The organism is Pseudomonas fuscovaginae SE-1 (genome assembly GCF_000364705.1).
Taxonomy (GTDB): Bacteria; Pseudomonadota; Gammaproteobacteria; order Pseudomonadales; family Pseudomonadaceae; genus Aquipseudomonas; species Aquipseudomonas fuscovaginae_A.
Map to the genome: position 1 here is coordinate 36,999 of NZ_AQOH01000067.1, position 19,350 is coordinate 56,348.

Annotated in this window: 19 protein-coding genes and 1 riboswitch; of the genes, 12 read left to right on the plus strand and 7 right to left on the minus strand. The window is 62.9% G+C overall.

Annotated elements, in window-relative coordinates:
• Nucleotides 1–19: 19 nt before the first annotated feature.
• Nucleotides 20–126, minus strand: a riboswitch (S-adenosyl-L-homocysteine riboswitch).
• Between the two features lie 196 nt (nt 127–322).
• From K675_RS0107825 to K675_RS0107840, 3 genes are all read left to right on the plus strand, one after another.
• Nucleotides 323–730, plus strand: coding sequence for an acyl-CoA thioesterase (locus K675_RS0107825; protein ID WP_017902955.1), 408 nt, complete (start codon nt 323–325; stop codon nt 728–730).
• A gap of 73 nt (nt 731–803) precedes the next feature.
• Nucleotides 804–1,658, plus strand: coding sequence for a formate/nitrite transporter family protein (locus tag K675_RS0107830; protein WP_017902956.1), 855 nt, complete (start codon nt 804–806; stop codon nt 1,656–1,658).
• A 201-nt stretch (nt 1,659–1,859) separates the two neighbouring features.
• Nucleotides 1,860–2,246 (plus strand): MAPEG family protein, encoded by a 387-nt coding sequence (locus K675_RS0107840; protein WP_017902958.1) that lies wholly within the window; start codon nt 1,860–1,862, stop codon nt 2,244–2,246.
• Nucleotides 2,247–2,308: 62 nt separating this feature from the next.
• Here K675_RS0107840 and mltA read toward each other — a convergent pair whose 3' ends face one another.
• Entirely contained in the window at nt 2,309–3,457 is a 1,149-nt protein-coding gene (mltA, locus tag K675_RS0107845) for a murein transglycosylase A (protein ID WP_017902959.1), read from the minus strand.
• A 146-nt stretch (nt 3,458–3,603) separates the two neighbouring features.
• Here mltA and K675_RS0107850 point away from each other — a divergent pair, with 146 nt between their 5' ends.
• The gene (locus tag K675_RS0107850) at nt 3,604–4,053 is read left to right on the plus strand and encodes a c-type cytochrome (RefSeq protein ID WP_017902960.1); all 450 of its coding nucleotides are present in this window, start codon (nt 3,604–3,606) and stop codon (nt 4,051–4,053) included.
• Nucleotides 4,054–4,072: 19 nt separating this feature from the next.
• Here K675_RS0107850 and K675_RS0107855 read toward each other — a convergent pair whose 3' ends face one another.
• The 5 genes from K675_RS0107855 to K675_RS0107875 all read right to left on the minus strand — a co-directional run bounded on the left by K675_RS0107855 (nt 4,073) and on the right by K675_RS0107875 (nt 9,116).
• Entirely contained in the window at nt 4,073–4,468 is a 396-nt protein-coding gene (locus tag K675_RS0107855) for a DUF1090 domain-containing protein (protein ID WP_017902961.1), read from the minus strand.
• A gap of 96 nt (nt 4,469–4,564) precedes the next feature.
• The gene (gene ligB, locus K675_RS0107860) at nt 4,565–6,238 is read right to left on the minus strand and encodes an NAD-dependent DNA ligase LigB (protein ID WP_017902962.1); all 1,674 of its coding nucleotides are present in this window, start codon (nt 6,236–6,238) and stop codon (nt 4,565–4,567) included.
• 98 nt (nt 6,239–6,336) lie between these two features.
• Nucleotides 6,337–6,720, minus strand: a complete 384-nt coding sequence (locus K675_RS0107865; RefSeq protein WP_017902963.1) for a DUF1090 family protein — start codon at nt 6,718–6,720, stop codon at nt 6,337–6,339.
• A 190-nt stretch (nt 6,721–6,910) separates the two neighbouring features.
• On the minus strand, nt 6,911–8,101 hold the full coding sequence (gene metK, locus K675_RS0107870; protein WP_017902964.1) for a methionine adenosyltransferase: 1,191 nt from the start codon (nt 8,099–8,101) through the stop codon (nt 6,911–6,913).
• A gap of 19 nt (nt 8,102–8,120) precedes the next feature.
• Complete coding sequence (locus tag K675_RS0107875) at nt 8,121–9,116, minus strand: ArsR/SmtB family transcription factor (RefSeq protein ID WP_017902965.1); 996 nt, start codon at nt 9,114–9,116, stop codon at nt 8,121–8,123.
• Nucleotides 9,117–9,378: 262 nt separating this feature from the next.
• Here K675_RS0107875 and tkt point away from each other — a divergent pair, with 262 nt between their 5' ends.
• The 7 genes from tkt to K675_RS0107910 all read left to right on the plus strand — a co-directional run bounded on the left by tkt (nt 9,379) and on the right by K675_RS0107910 (nt 16,073).
• The gene (tkt, locus tag K675_RS0107880; RefSeq protein WP_017902966.1) at nt 9,379–11,376 is read left to right on the plus strand and encodes a transketolase; all 1,998 of its coding nucleotides are present in this window, start codon (nt 9,379–9,381) and stop codon (nt 11,374–11,376) included.
• A 232-nt stretch (nt 11,377–11,608) separates the two neighbouring features.
• Nucleotides 11,609–12,658: an erythrose-4-phosphate dehydrogenase gene (gene epd / locus K675_RS0107885; RefSeq protein ID WP_017902967.1), complete on the plus strand. Its 1,050-nt coding sequence runs from the start codon at nt 11,609–11,611 to the stop codon at nt 12,656–12,658.
• A 17-nt stretch (nt 12,659–12,675) separates the two neighbouring features.
• Nucleotides 12,676–13,839, plus strand: coding sequence for a phosphoglycerate kinase (locus K675_RS0107890; RefSeq protein WP_017902968.1), 1,164 nt, complete (start codon nt 12,676–12,678; stop codon nt 13,837–13,839).
• Nucleotides 13,840–13,871: 32 nt separating this feature from the next.
• On the plus strand, nt 13,872–14,096 hold the full coding sequence (locus tag K675_RS0107895) for a hypothetical protein (protein WP_017902969.1): 225 nt from the start codon (nt 13,872–13,874) through the stop codon (nt 14,094–14,096).
• A gap of 58 nt (nt 14,097–14,154) precedes the next feature.
• Nucleotides 14,155–14,490, plus strand: a complete 336-nt coding sequence (locus tag K675_RS0107900) for an MliC family protein (RefSeq protein WP_017902970.1) — start codon at nt 14,155–14,157, stop codon at nt 14,488–14,490.
• A 79-nt stretch (nt 14,491–14,569) separates the two neighbouring features.
• On the plus strand, nt 14,570–15,634 hold the full coding sequence (fba, locus tag K675_RS0107905; RefSeq protein WP_017902971.1) for a class II fructose-bisphosphate aldolase: 1,065 nt from the start codon (nt 14,570–14,572) through the stop codon (nt 15,632–15,634).
• A gap of 187 nt (nt 15,635–15,821) precedes the next feature.
• Complete coding sequence (locus K675_RS0107910) at nt 15,822–16,073, plus strand: hypothetical protein (RefSeq protein ID WP_026145018.1); 252 nt, start codon at nt 15,822–15,824, stop codon at nt 16,071–16,073.
• A 44-nt stretch (nt 16,074–16,117) separates the two neighbouring features.
• Here K675_RS0107910 and K675_RS0107915 read toward each other — a convergent pair whose 3' ends face one another.
• Nucleotides 16,118–16,789 (minus strand): polysaccharide lyase family 7 protein, encoded by a 672-nt coding sequence (locus tag K675_RS0107915; RefSeq protein ID WP_017902973.1) that lies wholly within the window; start codon nt 16,787–16,789, stop codon nt 16,118–16,120.
• Between the two features lie 403 nt (nt 16,790–17,192).
• On the opposite strand from K675_RS0107915, the gene K675_RS0107920 reads away from it, so the two are divergent.
• Nucleotides 17,193–19,316: a putative bifunctional diguanylate cyclase/phosphodiesterase gene (locus tag K675_RS0107920; RefSeq protein WP_026145019.1), complete on the plus strand. Its 2,124-nt coding sequence runs from the start codon at nt 17,193–17,195 to the stop codon at nt 19,314–19,316.
• Nucleotides 19,317–19,350: the final 34 nt, after the last annotated feature.

Sequence of the window (19,350 nt, forward strand, 5' to 3'; positions counted from 1 at the left end):
AGAGCCTCCATTCGTAGTGTGCGAATGGGCGCCGTTGTGCGTTTAGTATCCGGACGCATCATCGCGACCGGAGAACGCCCCATCCGAGCCTGACAGGTCGAACCTGCTGCAGCGCCCCTCGGACAGGTGGCGGGAAAACGGTATCAGGGAAAGATGACCGTTTTGATCGGCGCTGAGTATAGCGGCCTGTGGTGGACTTCCCAAGGGTTTCCGTCGGTTCGATGAAGAATGCCCATGGCGACCATAGTCGAGTGTTCATGGAGCTTGACCGTACGGTCTGCCATCATGGTCGGCATCAATGGCAAGACGGTCAGGAGCGCGCATGAATTTCCACACCCGCAAATGGGTCAAACCCGAGGACCTCAACCCCAACGGCACGCTGTTCGGCGGCAGCCTGCTGCGCTGGATCGACGAGGAGGCGGCGATCTACGCCATCGTCCAGCTGGGCAACCAGCGGGTGGTGACCAAGTACATCTCCGAGATCAACTTCGTCAGTGCCTCGCGCCAGGGTGACATCATCGAGTTGGGTATCACCGCCACCGAATTCGGCCGCACCTCGATCACCCTGACCTGCGAAGTGCGCAACAAGATCACCCGCAAGAGCATCCTGACCGTGGAGAAGATGGTTTTCGTCAACCTGGGTGAAGATGGCCTGCCGGCGCCCCACGGGCGGACCGAGATCAAGTACGTCAAGGACCAGTTCAAGGAAGACGAAATCAGCCCGAACTGATCGCCGGCACCACTGAACAGCCGCGAACCCGTGGTGTCCCACTCTCAGGCACACCTCAGGGTTCAGGCGCTCGATGAATACACCAGATGACGGCAAGACCCCGGACCTGTCGCCCGAAGAGCGGCAGGACGTCACACGCAACCAGCCGCCCCGGGCGGCGGTGCTGCATGAAATCATCCGCCTGCAGGGCGACCAGGAGCTGGAGCGCAGCGTCGCCGCGCTCGGCTGGTCGGCGCTGGCCGCCGGCCTGACCATGGGCCTGTCGCTGATGGCGATGGGCCTGCTCAACTCCCGGCTGCCGGAGGGCGAGGCATTCAGGGTGATCGCCAGTTTCGGCTACTGTGCGGGCTTTCTCGCGGTGATCCTCGCACGCCAGCAGTTGTTCACCGAAAACACCCTGACGGCGGTGCTGCCGCTGATGAGCCAGCCGACCCTGAGCAACGTCGGCCGCCTGCTGCGGCTGTGGGGCGTGGTGCTGGCGGGCAACCTCTGCGGCACGCTGCTGGTGGCCTACGTGATGCTGCACCTGCCGATCTTCGACAGCAAGACCGACCTGGCCTTCCTCGAGATCGGCCGCAAGGTCATGGAGCATGAGCCGGCGCAGATGTTCGCCAAGGGCATCGTGTCCGGCTGGATGATCGCCACCATGGTCTGGATGATCCCGTCCATGGAGAGCGCGAAGATGTGGATCATCATCCTGATCACCTACCTCATGGCGTTGGGCGATTTCACCCATATCGTGGCCGGCTCGGCCGAGGTCTCTTACCTGGTATTCGCCGGGGAACTGTCATGGCGTGAGTTCTGGCTGCACTTCGCCGGCCCTACGCTGGCCGGCAATATCATTGGTGGCAGTTGCATCTTCGCCCTGATCAGTCATGCGCAGATCCGCAGTGAGAGCGGGGCGCCGAGGGATTCGCATGATGCTTGAAAAGTGACCGACCGGTTCCGGTGAGTGAGCAACGCATTCGTGTGGCGGCAGGTTTGTCAGAGTGTGAACGTATTTGCCCCGTGAGCCATCAGATGCGCTAGTGTTGTGTGCGCCGTGGCCGACTGCACCGGCTTGCGCGAAACCGGCGTGCCGGCATGCCGGTCGACATGTTCATCCAACTCCAAGAACAAGGACTTTGTCATGACTCCAGCCCTCTGGTGTGTGTTGATCGCAATCTTCCTGCCTTACCTGTGTACCGGGATCGCCAAGTTCAGTGGTGGTAAGTTCGGGCCGCGGCAGAACCACGACCCGCGGGCTTTCCTGGAAACCCTCGAAGGCTTCGCCCGGCGCGCGCACGCGGCGCAACTGAACAGTTTCGAAGTGACTCCGGCCTTTGCCGCGGCAGTGATCATCGCGCATCTGGTCGGTCATGCCTCGCTGGTGACGATCAACGTGCTGGCGGTGCTGTTCATCACCAGCCGGCTGCTGTACATCATCTGCTACCTAGCTGACTGGGCAGTACTACGCTCGGTGGTATGGGCAGTGGGGATGGCCTTGATCGCGAGTTTCTTCTTCGTTTCCATCTGAGGCCTGGCGAAGGCTTTTTCGCGGGCGTGCCCGCGAATAGGTCCCCACGGCCTGCATCGCAATCAGCTACCGACATCCGGCACCTGGGGCAACGCCATGCCCTTGGGCCAGAGCATCCAGATATTGCCCTTCTGCTTCATGTCCCCCGCCAACTGCCCGGCGGCCTCGCCGGTGCCCCAGAACAGGTCGGCCCGGACCTCGCCGGCAATCGCCCCGCCGGTGTCCTGCGCGGCCACCGGCCGGACCAGCGGCGTGCCGTCCGGGCGGGTCGTCGACAGCCACAGCAAACTGCCCAGCGGAATCACCTTGCGATCCACCGCGACGCTGTAGCCGGCGGTCAGCGGTACATTCAGCGAGCCGCGCGGGCCTTCGTTGCTGTCCGGGTTGCGGGCGAAGAACACATAGCTGGGGTTGCTGGCCAGCAGTTGCGGAATGCGTGTCGGATGCGCCTTGGCCCAGGCACTGATGGTGCCCATGGTGACGTCTTCCTTCTTCAGCTCGCCCTGTTCCACCAGCCAGCGACCGATGGCCCTGTAGGGGTGGCCGTTCTGGTCGGCGTAGCCGATCCGCAGTTGCCGGCCGTCATCCAGGCGGATGCGTCCCGAGCCCTGGATCTGCAGGAACTGCAGGTCCATCGGGTCGGTCAGCCAGGCCAGCACCGGAGCCTTGACGCCCTGGGTGGCGATCAGCGCGGCGTCGTCATAGGGCTTGACCACCCTGCCTTCCAGTCGCCCGCGCAGGCGTTTGCCCTTGAGCTCCGGGTAGACGCTGTCCAACTGGACGATGATCAGGTCGTCCGGTACCCCGTAGACCGGCACCGTGGCCTTGTCCGTGCGGGTCAGGCTGCCGGAGTAGACGGGTTCGTAATAGCCGGTGATCAGTCCGTCGGCACTGTTTTGTGCCGAGCGCAGTCCATAGACCTCGAGGTTCTGCTGAAGGAAACCACGAATGGCTGCGGGGTCGCTGGGCACATTGGCCGCGGCGGCACAGGTGGCCGCCCAGGTGGCGTCGTTCTTCAGCCGGGCACAGGCGCTGCGCCACGAGGCGAAGCCGGCCTGCAGGTCGGCGTCGGAAACGTTCGGCAGGGCTTTCCAGTCGGCCTTGACGTAGGTGGTCACCGGCGCATGGGGCTGGTTGTCCTTGCCATTGCAGCCAGCGAGCAGGGCCAGGGCGAGCAGGCCCCAGCCCAGGCGTTTATAGGTGGTATTCATGAACCGGCGTATTCCTTGAGTGACTACCTGTTCAGTCATTGTTCAGGTAATCCATTCGTTTAGTGAGGTTATTGGTGGCGTGGCCTATTGGTCTTTGATCTTCAGGCGAGGATACTGGCCGCCGTCTCCCGTGACCTGATGCCATCATGACTATCAAGAAAATTTTCGTTGTATTGCTGGCTGGCCTGAGTCTTGCCGCCTGTGGCGGTATCGATCCGAACTCGCCACTGGGCCAGCGCAAGGCCATTTTCAAGCAGATGCTCAAGACCAGCGAAGACCTGGGTGGCATGCTTCGAGGCCGAATTCCTTTCGACGGCCCGCGTTTCGCCGAGGGCGCGATCAAGCTGGACAGCCTGTCCCATGAGCCTTGGAAACACTTCCCGCAGGTCAAGGAAACGGAGCATACCAGCGCGAAGGCCGATGTCTGGCAAAAGCAGGCGCGTTTCCAGGAACTGGCGCGCTCGCTGGAGAGTGCCACCGGCGAGTTGCTGGTGGCCAGCAAGGTCCAACCCTACCAGGCCAGCCTGCTCAGGCCGGCGGTGGAGCGGGTCGAGGATGCCTGCGATGCCTGCCACAAGGAGTTTCGCGATCACTGACTGAGTGGGGCGGGCCGGTCTACTTGTCCAACTCGTCCAGGGCGTCCTGCAACTCCTTGCGGGACTCGGCGAGCTTGTCCTTGCGCTTGTTGATCTTCTCCGGGTCGCCCTTTTTCATCGCCTTGTCGAGGTCGGCCTGACGGCGGCTGACCTCGTGCCTGGCATCGAGCACCTTGTTCTCGCGCTCCTTTTTCAGCGAGGCGTCGGTGCAATGGGTGCTGACTTCCTCCAGCGCCTTCTCCAGAGCGGCCTGTTGCTCGCTGTTGCCCTGGGCCCTGGCGCTCTCGATCTGGTTGCTGATGGCCTGTCGCTTGGCGGCGCAGCCGGTCAGTTCGGGTTGTTCCTCGGCGGCCAGGAGCGGGGCGGCCATGACTGTGCACAGGGTGAAAGGCACCAGTGAAGAGGGAAGTTTCATGAAAGGCTCCGTGCTGAAAAATATTGAAAGTGACAATGAACAAATAAAAGCCGACTCGGTTGTACGAAAATCCCGATTCGGGTTGTAGCTTTTTCCTCAGAACCCATCGACCCCGGCGACACGTAATGATTCAGCCAGGGCCACTACCTGCGGGTCCCGAAAGAAAGCCCCCAGGCGTGCGGCCCGTTCGGGGCCGACCCCGGGTTCAGCCTGCCAGTCCCCGACGTTTCGACCGGCCAGTGCCTGCCAGTTGCCGTCCAGCCTGGTACCGGTGCTGGCGGGTACGCCCAGGGCCTTCAGCCAGCGCTCGAATGGCCGTTGTCGGGCCAGTTGGATGTTATCGAGCAACTGCCGGGCACCGAGGGGACCCAGGCCGGCAATGTTAGCAAGCTCGCGGGCATCGAGGGTCAGCCAATCGAGCAGTTGTTCAAGATGACCTGCGCGAGCCAGCTTTTCCCACGTGCCGGGGCCCAGTCCTGGCAGTTCCAGGCCCTGCTTGCCGCTCAGCCAGGTCAGTCGGGCGAGAAACTGGCTTTCGCAGCCCGGACCGTAGCGCCAGCAACTCGACTCGTGGAAGTTGTCCGGGTGGGGGACGTCGAGTGGTTCGCGTTCGACGCTGCGCCAGACCACTTCGTCCAGGCGCGGAATGGTCAGGCCGGCCAGGCTGATCGCCACCTGATCTCCGGGACGGATATCCAGTTCCCGCCAGCGTTGCAGCGAGCCTGCGCTGACCCGCTTGATCTGCCGGTCATCCAGGCGTACCGGGATCAGCTCGAGCATCGGCGTGATCCGGCCGGTGCGGCCGATCTTGAAGCTGACCTTGCGCACATGGGCCAGGGCCTGGCCGTGGGGGTATTTCCAGGCGACGCTCCAGTACGGTGCCCGGGGCTGCCAGAGGTGGGCGGCGGGTCGCCGGCTCTGGCGCAGGACCACGCCGTCGCTGACAAAGGGTAGGGGATGGCGGAACCAGTGCTCGCGCCAGTCGCGCGCCTGGGCGAACCCCTCGATCGGCCGGCTGTAGAGGGTGCTATCCCTGAAACCCAGGGCGCTCAGCCCCTGCAGGCGTTCGAGCTGGTTCGGTGGGCCATCGGGCCAGTCCCAGACGAACAGGCCAATGCCTCTGGCCTCATCGGGTCGCAGGCGGTGCCGGGCCATCAGGCCGGCAACCTTGCCGCGGGCGTTCAGGCCACCGTGCTCGGCCTGCACGTGGTGGTTCTGGCGCCAGTACAACTCGCCCTGCAGCACCAGGTCGAGCGGCTGCGGCAGTCGGGCGGGAATGGCTGCGATCCTGCGGGCCCGATCGGTCCAGTCCTGGCCCCTGAGTCCGTCGCCACGGCTGATGACCTGCTGCAGGCGACCGCGCCGGTAGCTGAGCGTTACGGCCACACCGTCGACCTTGGGCTGGATCCAGAGGTCCTTGCGGGTGCTGATCCAGTCCCGGACCGCCTGTTCGTCCGGCAGCTTGTCCAGCCCGGTATGGGCAATCGGATGGGGTGTCGGCCCGCGTGCCTTGAGCAACGGGTTGTCCGGCTGGCTCCCGTTGGCGGCGAAGCAGCCGCGCCAGCCTTGCAGGGTCTGGCGGGACTGATCGTAGAGTTCGTCGGCGACCGGCGAGACGCCCTGTTGGTGGTAGCGCTCGTCCCACTCGGCGATCTGCTGCTCCAGCGCCTTGATTTCGCGCAGGGCGCGTTCTGTCGACCACTCCGGGCAGGGCGCGGCCAGGGCTGCGAAACAGCAGATGAAAAGGGCAAAACCCGGGAGCAAACCCATGTCGCAGCATCCTTGCTCGACTCAAAAACACAGCCTAGATCAGCTCCCGGCATTAAAAAGCCCCGCCGTGGCGGGGCTTTCTTACGACATGTGTCGGCTTACTTGAACAGGCCGCCCAACGCCTTGATACCGGCATCGATCGCCTGCGCCTTGGGATCCTGGGGCGCCGCGGTATTGGTGATGGGCTGCTGGGAACTGGCCACGCCGCTGCAACTGGCGGTGATATGGTCCACGGCCATCTGCAGACCGTTGGCCTTGACGGTGTCCCCCTTGACCTTGGCGGCATAGATCTGTTTCTGCAGATCCTGCACCTGCTTGGGATTGCAACTGCCGGCGTCGGCGGTGTTGCCGGTGGTCTGTGTCGTGGAGCCACCGCCCAGCTGTGTCGCCAGGTTGGTAAGTGCACTCAGGTCGGCGGCCTGGGCTGGAAGGGTGAACAGGCCGAGCAGAACCGCGGTGGGCGCGAAAGCGGAAGTACGCATGGCAAACCTCAATGTTCGATTGCCGACGCATCAGGAAGGTTCTCGAACAGGCGCCGTGCAATATCCAAGGGAGAAACAGGGTTCGAGAGGGCGAAATATAGGGAAACAGGTTTGTACAGGGAATGACCGGTGGTCATGAAAAAGCCCTTCATGGCAAACCATGAAGGGCTTTTGTGACGCAACCGACAAATTACAGGCCGGCAGCGGCTCGCAGGGCGTCGATGCGGTCGGTTTTTTCCCAGGTGAAGGTGGTGAAGGTGTCGTCGCCGACGGTCTTCAGTTCCGGGGTACGACCGAAGTGGCCGTAGGCCGCGGTGTCCTGGTACATCGGGTGCAGCAGGTCGAGCATGGTGGTGATCGCGTATGGGCGCAGGTCGAAGATCTGGCGGACCAGCTGGATGATCTTCTCGTCGCTGATCTTGCCGGTGCCGAAGGTGTTCAGCGAGATCGAGGTCGGCTGGGCCACGCCGATGGCGTAGGAAACCTGGATTTCGCAACGGTCGGCCAAGCCGGCGGCGACGATGTTCTTGGCCACATAGCGACCGGCGTAGGCGGCGGAGCGGTCGACCTTGGACGGGTCCTTGCCGGAGAAGGCGCCGCCGCCGTGACGGGCCATGCCGCCGTAGCTGTCGACGATGATCTTGCGCCCGGTCAGGCCGCAGTCGCCCACCGGGCCACCGATGATGAAGTTGCCGGTCGGGTTGATGTGGAACTGGGTGTCCTTGGTCAGCAGGTTGGCCGGGATGACGTGCTTGACGATCAGTTCCATCACGCCTTCGCGCAGGTCGTTGTAGGACACGTCAGGGTTGTGCTGGGTCGACAGGACGATGGCGTCGACACCCACCACCTTGCCGCCTTCGTAGCGGCAGGTCACCTGCGACTTGGCGTCCGGACGCAGCCACGGCAGCAGGCCGGACTTGCGGGCTTCGGCCTGGCGCTGGACCAGTTGGTGCGAGTAGGCGATCGGGGCGGGCATCAGCTCCGGGGTTTCGTTGCTGGCATAGCCGAACATCAGGCCCTGGTCGCCGGCACCCTGGTCTTCCGGCTTGCTGCGGTCAACACCCTGGGCGATGTCCACCGACTGCTTGCCGATGATGTTCATCACACCGCAGGTGGCGCCATCGAAACCGACGTCGGAACTGTTGTAGCCGATGTCGAGGATCACGTTGCGGACGATGTCTTCCAGGTCGACCCAGGCCGAAGTGGTCACTTCGCCAGCGATGATCGCCACGCCGGTTTTCACCAGAGTTTCGCACGCGACGCGGGCAAACTTGTCCTGGGCAATGATGGCATCCAGCACCGCATCGGAAATCTGGTCGGCAATTTTGTCCGGATGCCCTTCAGACACGGACTCGGAGGTGAAAACGGAATATTCGCTCATATCGATGGTTTTCCTGAGTTTACCGATGTTGAGTGGCGCCAGTCGGTCCCTGAAAGTGGCGAACCTGAATCTGGAAACCATTACGTAAGCCTACATAGAGGCTGTCCCCGGGGACGAGCCCCGCAGCGATGGCCCAACGGGCCAGGTCTTCCTGTTCGAACCCCAGCCAGAGATCACCGCAGGCCTCCCTGGCCCAGCTCTGGTTGTGGCTGCATAACTCGGTTATCAGCAGGCTGCCGCCGGGTCGCAGCAACCCGGTCATCTGCTTCAAGGCTTCGGCCGGCGCGGCGAAATGGTGCAGGACCATGTTCAGGACCACGCAATCGGCCTGGATACTGTTGTTCTGCAATGCATCGGCCAGTTGCAGGCTGACATTAGTCAACGCCTCGCGTTCGCACAGTTGGCGGGCCAGCTCGAGCATGGCCGGGCTGTTGTCGAGCGCCGTGACCTGCTGGAAACGGCGCGCCAGCTCGGGCAGGAAGCCTCCGTCGCCGGGGCCGATTTCCAGGGCGGTGGCGGCCGGCGCGAAGTTGAGCTTGTCGAGCAGCGCCAGGACGCTTTCGCGGTATTGCGCCAGGCCGGCGATCAGATCCTGCTGGGCGCGGAACTTTTCCGCGACCTTGGCGAAGAAATCCTGGCTGGCGGCGGCCCGTTGGCCGTGCACCTGGGTGATGCGGGCCTGCACCTCGACCGGCAGTTGCAGGGCGTCGACTTCGTCCAGCAGCGCGGCGTGCAGCCGGCCACCCGGCAATTCGGTGTGGGGCAGGGCGCGCCGATAGAAGATCGCATTACCTTCCCGGCGGGTCGCCACCAGCCCGGCCTGGGCCAGCACCTTGAGGTGGTGGCTCATGCCCGACTGACCGATGGCAAAGATCTGCGCCAGCTCCAGCACGCCGAACGAGTCGTTGGCCAGTGCCCGCAATACGTTGAGCCGCAACGGATCACCGCCGGCCTTGCACAGGGCGGACAGCTCGTCGCAGCGATCATGAAGCAGGGCGGGCGCAGGTAGGTTCATAAGGCCAGCAGTCTAGTCAGCGTCACGGCACCCCGCAAGTTCAATATCAAAAACTTTTGATATTGAATGATAAATGGCACTTTCGCGTTTTCCCGTTGCTCTACAGACGATGCGCGGAAAGGATTCATCAGCACGATGCGCAATTATCGGCGGGAAAAACGCGGTCGAACGACTATCTGTCATTGCCCCGAAGGCTCTCCCTGAGGGAAAATACACGCCTTTTTTCCGTTTCGTTTCAATATCAAATCCCAGGAGATCAGCGATGCCCAGCCGTCGTGAGCGTGCCAACGCCATTCGTGCCCTCAGCATGGATGCCGTGCAAAAAGCCAACAGCGGCCATCCCGGTGCCCCCATGGGTATGGCGGATATTGCCGAAGTACTGTGGCGTGACTACCTGAAACACAACCCGAGCAACCCGTCCTTCGCCGATCGCGACCGGTTCGTCCTGTCCAACGGCCACGGCTCGATGCTGATCTATTCGCTGCTGCACCTGACCGGCTACGACCTGTCGATCGACGACCTGAAGAACTTCCGTCAGTTGCACAGCCGTACCCCGGGCCACCCGGAGTTCGGCTACACCCCAGGCGTGGAAACCACCACCGGTCCGCTCGGCCAGGGCCTGGCGAACGCCGTCGGTTTCGCCCTGGCGGAAAAGGTCCTGGGGGCACAGTTCAACCGTCCCGGCCACAACATCGTCGACCATCACACCTATGTGTTCCTGGGTGACGGTTGCATGATGGAAGGCATTTCCCACGAAGTCGCCTCCCTGGCCGGCACCCTGGGCCTGGGCAAGCTGATCGCCTTCTACGACGACAACGGCATCTCCATCGACGGCGAAGTCGAAGGCTGGTTCACCGACGACACGCCGAAGCGTTTCGAATCCTACAACTGGCAGGTGATCCGCAACGTCGACGGTCACGATCCGGAAGAGATCAAGACCGCCATCGAGACCGCCCGCAAGAGCGAGCAGCCGACCCTGATCTGCTGCAAGACCACCATCGGCTTCGGTTCGCCGAACAAGCAGGGCAAGGAAGATTGCCACGGCGCCCCGCTGGGTGACGCGGAAATCGCCCTGACCCGCGCGGCGCTGAAGTGGAACCACGGCCCGTTCGAAATCCCGGCCGACATCTATGCCGAGTGGGACGCCAAGGAAGCCGGTCGTGCCGTCGAGGCCGAGTGGGACCAGCGTTTCGCCGCCTATTGCGCCGCTTTCCCGACCGAAGCCAAGGAGCTGGCGCGTCGCCTGAGCGGCGAACTGCCGGCCGACTTCTCGGAAAAAGCCTCGGCCTACATCGCCGAAGTCGCGGCCAAGGGCGAAACCATCGCCAGCCGCAAGGCCAGCCAGAACACCCTGAACGCCTTCGGCCCGCTGCTGCCCGAGTTCCTCGGTGGCTCGGCCGACCTCGCCGGCTCCAACCTCACCCTGTGGAAAGGTTGCAAGGGCGTCAGCGCTGAAGATGCCAGTGGCAACTACATGTATTACGGCGTACGCGAATTCGGCATGACCGCAATCATGAATGGCGTGGCCCTGCACGGCGGTCTGGTGCCGTACGGCGCGACCTTCCTGATGTTCATGGAATACGCCCGCAACGCTGTGCGCATGTCGGCCCTGATGAAGCAGCGCGTGATCCATGTCTACACCCACGACTCCATCGGTCTGGGCGAAGACGGTCCGACCCACCAGCCGATCGAGCAACTGGCGAGCCTGCGGACCACGCCGAACCTCGATACCTGGCGTCCTGCCGACGCGGTGGAATCCGCCGTGGCCTGGAAGCACGCGATCGAGCGCAAGGACGGCCCTTCGGCGCTGATCTTCTCCCGCCAGAACCTGCAGCACCAGGTACGTGATGCCGTGCAGATCGACAACATCAGCCGTGGTGGCTACGTCCTCAAGGATTGCGCTGGCGAGCCCGAGCTGATCCTGATCGCCACCGGTTCGGAAGTCGGCCTGGCGGTACAGGCATTCGACAAGCTGACCGAGCAGGGCCGCAAGGTCCGCGTGGTGTCCATGCCATGCACCAGCCTGTTCGATGCCCAGGACGCCAGCTACAAGCAGGCGGTCCTGCCGCTGGAAGTCGGCGCGCGTATCGCCATCGAGGCGGCACATGCCGACTACTGGTACAAGTACGTGGGCCTGGAAGGCCGCGTCATCGGCATGACCACTTATGGTGAGTCGGCGCCGGCGGCAGCGCTGTTCGAAGAGTTCGGCTTCACCCTGGAAAACATCCTGGGTCAGGCCGAGGAACTGCTGGAAGACTGAGGCCGGTGACAGGCCGGGTGTCCGGGCCGGTCTCTTCGCGGGCAAGCCCTGCTCCTACAGGCTGTTTGTCGTACATGGGTTCCATGTGCGACCGCCTATTGTAGGAGCGGGGCTTGCCCGCGAAGGCGGCAGCCCAGGCACCGCCCATCTAGCAGGTTCACAGACAGTCCCGTTTTCACAGAACCCATGCCCCGGCATGGGTTCTTGATGTTCAAGCTCCGGCGAGATCCCCATGCCTCAACCGCGTCCCTACAGAGTTGCCCTCAACGGCTATGGCCGTATCGGTCGTTGTGTCCTGCGTGCGCTGTTCGAGCGGGGCGACCGGGCCGGGCTGGAAATCGTCGCCCTCAACGATCTGGCCGACATGGCCAGCGTTGAATACCTGACACGTTTCGACTCCACTCACGGCCGCTTCCCCGGCGAAGTGCGGGTCGAGGACGATTGTCTGCATATCAATGGCCGCTGCGTGAAGGTCCTGCGCAGCGCCAACCCGGAAGACATCGATTGGGCTGCCCTCGACGTCGACCTGGTGCTGGAGTGCTCCGGCGCCTACCACACCCGCGAAGACGGCCAGCGCTTTCTCGCGGCCGGCGCGCCACGGGTGCTGTTCTCCCAGCCGATGGCCAGCGAGGCCGCGGTTGACGCCACCATCGTCTATGGGGTCAACCAGGATTGCCTGACCGGCGACGAACTGCTGGTGTCCAACGCCTCCTGCACCACCAATTGCAGCGTGCCTTTGCTGCGCCTGCTGGATCAGGCGATCGGCCTGGAACACGTGTCGATCACCACCATCCACTCGGCGATGAACGACCAGCCGCTGATCGACGCCTACCACGCCGAGGACCTGCGGCGTACGCGCTCGGCCTTCCAGTCGATCATTCCGGTGTCCACCGGCCTGGCGCGTGGTATCGAGCGACTGCTGCCGGAACTTGCCGGCCGAATCCAGGCCAAAGCGGTACGGGTGCCGACCGTGAACGTGTCCTGTCTCGACATCACGATGCAGACCGTCAGCGACACCGATGCCGTGGAGGTCAACCGGATCCTGCGCGAAGCCGCCACCCGCGGTCCGCTCAAGGGCCTGCTGGCCTATACCGAGCTGCCCCACGCCAGCTGCGATTTCAACCATGACCCTCATTCGGCGATTGTCGATGCGAGTCAGACCCGCGTTGCCGGCCCGAGGCTGGTCAACGTGCTGGCCTGGTTCGACAACGAATGGGGTTTTGCCAACCGAATGATCGACGTTGCAGGGCATTACCTGAACGTTGTCCACCAAAAACCGTAAACCAGAGATTGCGACCCATGACCGTGTTGAAGATGACCGACCTCGATCTGCAAGGTAAGCGCGTACTGATCCGCGAAGACCTCAACGTCCCCGTCAAGGACGGTGTTGTCACCAGCGATGCGCGTATCCTGGCTTCGCTGCCGACCATCAAGCTGGCCTTGGAAAAAGGCGCGGCAGTCATGATCTGCTCGCACCTGGGCCGTCCGACCGAGGGCGAGTTCTCGGCCGAGAACAGCCTGAAACCGGTGGCCGACTACCTGAGCAAGGCGCTGGGCCGCGAAGTGCCGCTGGTGGCCGACTACCTGGATGGCGTCGACGTCAAGGCCGGTGACCTCGTGCTGTTCGAGAACGTGCGCTTCAACAAGGGCGAGAAAAAGAACGCCGATGAGCTGGCGCAGAAGTACGCCGCCCTGTGCGACGTATTCGTGATGGACGCCTTCGGCACCGCGCACCGTGCCGAGGGTTCCACCCATGGCGTGGCCAGGTTCGCCAAGGTCGCCGCGGCGGGCCCGCTGCTGGCTGCCGAACTGGACGCACTGGGCAAGGCGCTGGGCGCGCCGGCCAAGCCAATGGCGGCGATCGTCGCCGGCTCCAAGGTGTCGACCAAGCTCGACGTACTCAACAGCCTGAGCCAGATCTGCGACCAGTTGATCGTCGGTGGCGGCATCGCCAACACCTTTCTGGCCGCTGCCGGCCACCCGGTCGGCAAGTCGCTGTACGAGCCCGACCTGCTGGACACCGCCCGTGCCATCGCCGCCAAGGTCAGCGTCCCACTGCCAGTGGACGTGGTGGTTGCCAAGGAGTTCGCCGAGAGCGCAGCGGCTACCGTCAAGCTGATCGCCGACGTGGCCGCCGATGACATGATCCTCGACATCGGCCCGCAGACCGCCGCCCAGTTCGCCGAGCTGCTGAAGTCGTCGCAGACCATCCTTTGGAACGGCCCGGTCGGTGTGTTCGAGTTCGACCAGTTCGGTAACGGCACCAAGGTGCTGGCCCAGGCCATCGCCGAGAGCGCCGCGTTCTCCATCGCCGGTGGTGGCGACACCCTGGCTGCCATCGACAAGTACGGCGTTGCCGCGGATATCTCCTACATTTCTACCGGTGGTGGCGCTTTCCTCGAGTTCGTCGAAGGCAAGGTGCTGCCGGCCGTGGAAGTGCTGGAAAGCCGCGCCAGGGCCTGAGCTGGGGCCGACCGTTGAAAGGGAGTCTTCATATGGTCAAGCCGCTCGCGCTGTGGTTTGCCGCCGCCGCGCTGGCCGGATGTGCCGGCCAGGCTGCGCTCGAGCCGGCGGGGCCTGCCTCCGAACCGGCCGGCAAGGGTTGCCACCAGGCCGACTGGCAGGCGGAAACCGCGCCGCTGTTGAACAAGCGCCTGGGCCCCGAGGGCCTGGAGAAATACGACACCCCGTCCCCGGCTCGGGAACAGGGTTGCCCCTGACGGGTCTGATTCATCACATGCAGCACTGGCGGCCTGGGTCGCCAGTCGAGGAACCGGCATGAAAGGCTTTATCGCCCTGGCTTCATTGGCACTGCTCGGCGGTTGCACCGCCTTCAATCTGTCGTCGAAACCGGCGACCGACAACTGGACCCGCTGGGTTTGCGACAGCCAGACCGAAGTGCTCTGGCGTTACACCGACAGCAGCCAGCAGGAGGTCGACGTACGCCTCGGCGGCGGCGACCAGGTCTATCGCCTCAAGCCGGAAGTCGGCGCCGTCGACAGCGGTGTGCTGTACAGCGACAACATGTTGGCGTTTCACAAAAAAGGTGAGGAAGGCCTGGTCTACTGGGTCGCCACCAATGATCTGATCGGTCGTGCCTGCAAGGCGCCCTGATCCGCAATGACTTGAATAGCGGCCGCCGCTACGGCAGGCTTGCACGATTAACGACCCTCGTCCGGGAGAGAGATACACAATGGCACTTATCAGCATGCGCCAGATGCTGGACCACGCAGCCGAATACGGCTACGGCGTTCCGGCTTTCAACGTCAACAACCTTGAGCAGATGCGCGCCATCATGGAAGCCGCTGACAAGACTGACTCCCCGGTGATCGTCCAGGCTTCGGCCGGTGCCCGCAAATACGCTGGCGCGCCGTTCCTGCGCCACCTGATCCTGGCGGCCATCGAGGAGTTCCCGCACATTCCGGTGTGCATGCACCAGGACCACGGTACCAGCCCTGACGTCTGCCAGCGCTCGATCCAACTGGGCTTCAGTTCGGTGATGATGGACGGCTCCCTCGGCGAAGACGGCAAGACCCCGACCGACTACGAGTACAACGTCCGTGTGACCCAGCAGACCGTGGCCATGGCCCACGCCTGCGGCGTTTCCGTGGAAGGCGAATTGGGCTGCCTGGGTTCGCTGGAAACCGGCATGGCCGGTGAAGAAGACGGTATCGGCGCCGAAGGCGTGCTGGATCACAGCCAGATGCTGACCGATCCGGAAGAGGCCGCCGATTTCGTCAAGAAAACCCAGGTCGACGCCCTGGCCATCGCCATCGGCACCAGCCACGGCGCCTACAAGTTCACCAAGCCGCCGACCGGCGACGTGCTGGCGATCGACCGCATCAAGGAAATCCACAAGCGCATCCCCAACACCCACCTGGTGATGCACGGTTCCTCCTCGGTACCGCAGGAGTGGTTGGCGATCATCAACCAGTACGGCGGCGACATCAAGGAAACCTACGGCGTGCCAGTCGAGGAAATCGTCGAGGGCATCAAACACGGCGTGCGCAAGGTCAACATCGACACCGACCTGCGTCTGGCGTCCACCGGTGCGATGCGTCGCCTGATGGCCACCAACCCGAGCGAGTTCGACCCACGCAAGTTCCTCGGTGCCACCGTGGTTGCGATGCGTGACGTGTGCATCGCCCGTTACGAGGCCTTTGGCACCGCCGGTAACGCCTCGAAGATCAAGCCGATCTCCCTGGAAGGCATGTTCCAGCGCTACCTGAAAGGCGAACTGAACGCCAAGGTCAACTAAGACCGACCGCTCTGAAGGAACCCGTCGCGAGACGGGTTTTTTCATGGGCGCCGCCCAGGTTTCGCTAGACGCGAACGCACTTGGCGCTATGAAGAAACGATATAGCGGACTGTCAATTATGACAGTGGTGTGCCAGGGCGCCCATGCGCCACGCTGACGGTTCATTCAGCCATTGAGGCCAATGACCATGAGCGAAGAGGAAGAAAGCGATCCAAACCGTCTGAAGTACTTCAAGACCCGCCAGAAAATCAACGTGACCCGGCGTGTTCCGGGCGTACAGCCGGCCTGTGAGCGCGGTGAACTCTGCAGTATCGACTGGAGTGCACGAGTGCTCGTCTACTGTGCCGAAAGTGGCCTGTACCGAAGCGTGAAGTTCGATGAGATCGAGCAGATCGACCCCATCGCCAGTTATCGCAAGTCGTCCCTGTTCCACCCCTGATCGGCAGGTCATCTCCCGCAAGCCCCGCCCTGTATTCGGGGCCGTCAGCCTTTCTCGTGATCGATATCGAGTTTGTAGAAGGTCACCATCCCGCCTTCGCTGGTATACCCGGTGTTGTCCTGCACATAGACCCCCGCCTTGAAGTACAAGGGCTTGTCGCGCCAACTGCTGCTGACCTGGGTGTTCCACGCCGCGTCGGCGGCGTGCACGCTGAGGTAACCGCCCCGGCTGAGGTGGATCACGTAGGTGAAACTCTTGTTCAGCGGCACATTGTCGGCGATCTGGATGACCCGGCTCTCCTTGTCGTCCGGGTGGTTGCGGATCTTTACCACGATGATCCCGGTCTTGCGGCTGTCCTTGTACTGGTACTCGACCTTGAGCATCGGCTGAGTGCTGTTGAAGGCATGGATCTGGCCGATGACGATCTTGCCCGAGGACGGCACCTGGTTCACCGCCAGGGTCGCGCGCAGGTAATTGTTGGCCTCGCTGTACAGCCAGTTGCGCAGGCGGCCGTCGGGATAGGTTTCGCGCAGTTCGCTGCGCGGGTAGATGGCGTTCTCGGTCTTGGAACCGGTCACCGGTGACCAGAAGAACAGGGTGCCGGTATCGGAATGGAAATACTGGTCCTTGAAGCCTTGCACCAGTTTGGGGGTGTCGATGGTTGCCGGCGGAGTACCGACGGGGACGCTGAGGTTCCAGGTCGTGAGGTCGATCATGATCGTGTGTTCCGTGGAAAACGTGGGACTCGCGCAGCCGCAAGCTCGCCCGGAAATTTCGGATAAACCGCTTTGGCCCGCGCTTTTGCGCGCTCTTTATAAAGGTTGAAAGATAGTTTGTTAATGCCGGAACGGCGAACGGCTGACGTCAATTCGTCGACGAAATGCGCGACTCCCGATTGACGGCGGTTTGGCTGAACGACCGCTAGTCGGATTGGCAGGGTGCTATTACGAAAGATGGCCTATTGCTTCTATCGACCGTTAGTCGGAGAGACGAGGCCGGGTTAAATGATGGCGTAGTGATCACTACGCTTTGTGCAAACTCGGACTAGAGTTGTTTTTGGTAATAACGTCCGGTTCCGTCTGACATGGGTGGAGTCCCCTGAACCTATAGAGATGCAGCATGGATTGCGCTCAACTCAAGGCTGGTGATAGCAGTTCTGTCCTTTTGGTGGTCGACGACTATCCTGAAAACCTGATCAGCATGCGGGCCCTGCTGGAACGGCAGGACTGGCAGGTGGTCACGGCGGCGTCCGGTATCGAAGCGCTGACACTACTGCTTGAACATGAAATCGACCTGGTGCTGCTGGATGTGCAGATGCCCGGCATGGACGGCTTCGAAGTCGCCCGACTGATGCGTGGCAGCCAGCGTACCCGGCTGACCCCGATCATATTCCTCACGGCGAACGAACAGTCCCAGGACGCCGTGATCAAGGGTTATGCCAGCGGCGCGGTGGACTACCTGTTCAAACCGTTCAACCCGGACATTCTCAAGCCCAAGATCCAGGCGCTGCTCGAACAACAGCGCAATCGGCGAACCTTGCAGCGCCTGACCCGCGATCTCGAAGCCGCCCGGGCCTTCAATGCCTCGGTGCTGGAAAACGCCGCCGAAGGCATTCTGGTGGTCAACGACGATGGCAGCATCCGCTTCGCCAACCCGGCGATTTCGCGTTTGCTCGGGGCGCCACTGGAGATGCTGGTCGGCATGCCGTTCCTGCACTTCATGCAGACACCGCATTTCGCCGAATGGCCGACCTCGCCGTTCTACGAGAACTACTGCAAGGGTGAGATCTACCGCCTGCATGACGCGCTGTTGTGCACCAGTATCGGTGATTCGCTGCCGGTGGCGATGTCCTTCGCGCCATTGCCCAGCGACCAGAAGGCCATGGTAGTGACCGTGCTCGACATGTCGGTGGTGCGCCACCTGCACCAGCAACTGGAGTTCCAGGCGGTGACCGATCCGCTGACCGGCCTGCTCAATCGCCGGGGCTTCTACCAGACGGCGGAAAATACCCTGCTGCGCAGCGATCCGACCCACAAGTCGATGGTATTGATGTACCTGGACCTCGACGGCTTCAAGCGGGTCAACGACTCCCTCGGTCACGATGCTGGCGACCGCGTGCTGCGCTGGGTTTCCGAGCAGTTGAAAGCCTGCCTGAAACCCTTCGACATTCTTGCGCGCATGGGGGGAGACGAATTCACCGCCCTGCTGGAACTGGAGCGCCCGGAGCAGGCGGCGAAGGTCGCGGAGAAGCTGATCGAGCGCGTGTCGATCCGTCAGCAGATCGACGGCATGGAGATGACCCTGGGGGTCAGCATCGGTATCGCCATCTACCCTGACTGCGGTGCCGACCTGGAGGGCCTGTTACGGGCGGCGGACATTGCCATGTACGAGGCCAAGCGCGCCGGACGCCAGCAGTATCGCTACTACGACCATGAAATGAACGGCCGTGCCCGTTCGCGGCTGATGCTTGAGGAAAGCGTCCGTTCGGCTATCGAGAGCCGTGAGTTCAAGATGGTCTATCAGCCCCAGGTGTCCCTGGAAGACGGCCATCTGCGCGGTTTCGAGGCGTTGCTGCGCTGGCATCATCCCAGCGTCGGCGATGTCCCTCCGGGGTTGTTCCTGCCACTGCTGGAGGAAGTGCGGCTGATCAGCCGGTTGGGCAGCTGGATCTACCGCCAGGCGGCCAGTCAGCGTCACGACTGGAATGGCGTGTTCGCCGATGAGCTGGTGTTGAGCGTGAGCCTGAGCGCTACGCAGTTCTGCATGCCGAACCTGATCGATGAGTTGCAGGAGGTGATCGAGCGCCATGACCTGCTACCCAGCCAACTGGAGGTGGAAGTCACCGAGTCGGCGCTGATGCAGGATTTCGAGGCTTCGCGCAAGCAACTGCGGCGGATCCGTGGGCAGGGCGTGCGGGTGGCGCTGGATGATTTCGGTTCCGGTCACTGCTCGCTGAATCACCTGCGCGATCTGGAGCTGGATACCCTCAAGCTCGACCGCCATCTGATCGCCCGGATTCTCGATTCGCCACGGGATGCCGCCCTGGCGCGCAGCGTGATCGAGCTGTGCCAGCAATTCGGCCTGCTGGTGATCGCCGAAGGCGTCGAAACATTGGAGCAGGCCCAGTGGCTGCGGACCAACGGCTGCCCGTTCGTGCAGGGCTTCCTGGTTGCCCGTCCGCTGGTCGCCCGGGATGCCACGGCGTTCGGCACGATCTTCGACTGGAGCGCACTGTCGAACTGATTTCGCTAAACTGGCGGCCTTTCCCGCTGCAGGC

Excerpts from the sequence above, each read along its gene's own strand:
- mltA (WP_017902959.1), bottom strand. The coding sequence starts at position 3,457 with ATGAATACCACCTATAAACGCCTGGGCTGGGGCCTGCTCGCCCTGGCC.
- K675_RS0107890 (WP_017902968.1), top strand. The coding sequence starts at position 12,676 with ATGACCGTGTTGAAGATGACCGACCTCGATCTGCAAGGTAAGCGCGTA.
- K675_RS0107900 (WP_017902970.1), top strand. The coding sequence starts at position 14,155 with ATGAAAGGCTTTATCGCCCTGGCTTCATTGGCACTGCTCGGCGGTTGC.
- K675_RS0107875 (WP_017902965.1), bottom strand. The coding sequence starts at position 9,116 with ATGAACCTACCTGCGCCCGCCCTGCTTCATGATCGCTGCGACGAGCTG.
- K675_RS0107840 (WP_017902958.1), top strand. The coding sequence starts at position 1,860 with ATGACTCCAGCCCTCTGGTGTGTGTTGATCGCAATCTTCCTGCCTTAC.
- metK (WP_017902964.1), bottom strand. The coding sequence starts at position 8,101 with ATGAGCGAATATTCCGTTTTCACCTCCGAGTCCGTGTCTGAAGGGCAT.
- K675_RS0107910 (WP_026145018.1), top strand. The coding sequence starts at position 15,822 with ATGAGCGAAGAGGAAGAAAGCGATCCAAACCGTCTGAAGTACTTCAAG.
- ligB (WP_017902962.1), bottom strand. The coding sequence starts at position 6,238 with ATGGGTTTGCTCCCGGGTTTTGCCCTTTTCATCTGCTGTTTCGCAGCC.
- K675_RS0107830 (WP_017902956.1), top strand. The coding sequence starts at position 804 with ATGAATACACCAGATGACGGCAAGACCCCGGACCTGTCGCCCGAAGAG.
- K675_RS0107825 (WP_017902955.1), top strand. The coding sequence starts at position 323 with ATGAATTTCCACACCCGCAAATGGGTCAAACCCGAGGACCTCAACCCC.
- K675_RS0107855 (WP_017902961.1), bottom strand. The coding sequence starts at position 4,468 with ATGAAACTTCCCTCTTCACTGGTGCCTTTCACCCTGTGCACAGTCATG.
- K675_RS0107865 (WP_017902963.1), bottom strand. The coding sequence starts at position 6,720 with ATGCGTACTTCCGCTTTCGCGCCCACCGCGGTTCTGCTCGGCCTGTTC.
- K675_RS0107850 (WP_017902960.1), top strand. The coding sequence starts at position 3,604 with ATGACTATCAAGAAAATTTTCGTTGTATTGCTGGCTGGCCTGAGTCTT.
- fba (WP_017902971.1), top strand. The coding sequence starts at position 14,570 with ATGGCACTTATCAGCATGCGCCAGATGCTGGACCACGCAGCCGAATAC.
- K675_RS0107920 (WP_026145019.1), top strand. The coding sequence starts at position 17,193 with ATGGATTGCGCTCAACTCAAGGCTGGTGATAGCAGTTCTGTCCTTTTG.
- tkt (WP_017902966.1), top strand. The coding sequence starts at position 9,379 with ATGCCCAGCCGTCGTGAGCGTGCCAACGCCATTCGTGCCCTCAGCATG.
- K675_RS0107915 (WP_017902973.1), bottom strand. The coding sequence starts at position 16,789 with ATGATCGACCTCACGACCTGGAACCTCAGCGTCCCCGTCGGTACTCCG.
- K675_RS0107895 (WP_017902969.1), top strand. The coding sequence starts at position 13,872 with ATGGTCAAGCCGCTCGCGCTGTGGTTTGCCGCCGCCGCGCTGGCCGGA.
- epd (WP_017902967.1), top strand. The coding sequence starts at position 11,609 with ATGCCTCAACCGCGTCCCTACAGAGTTGCCCTCAACGGCTATGGCCGT.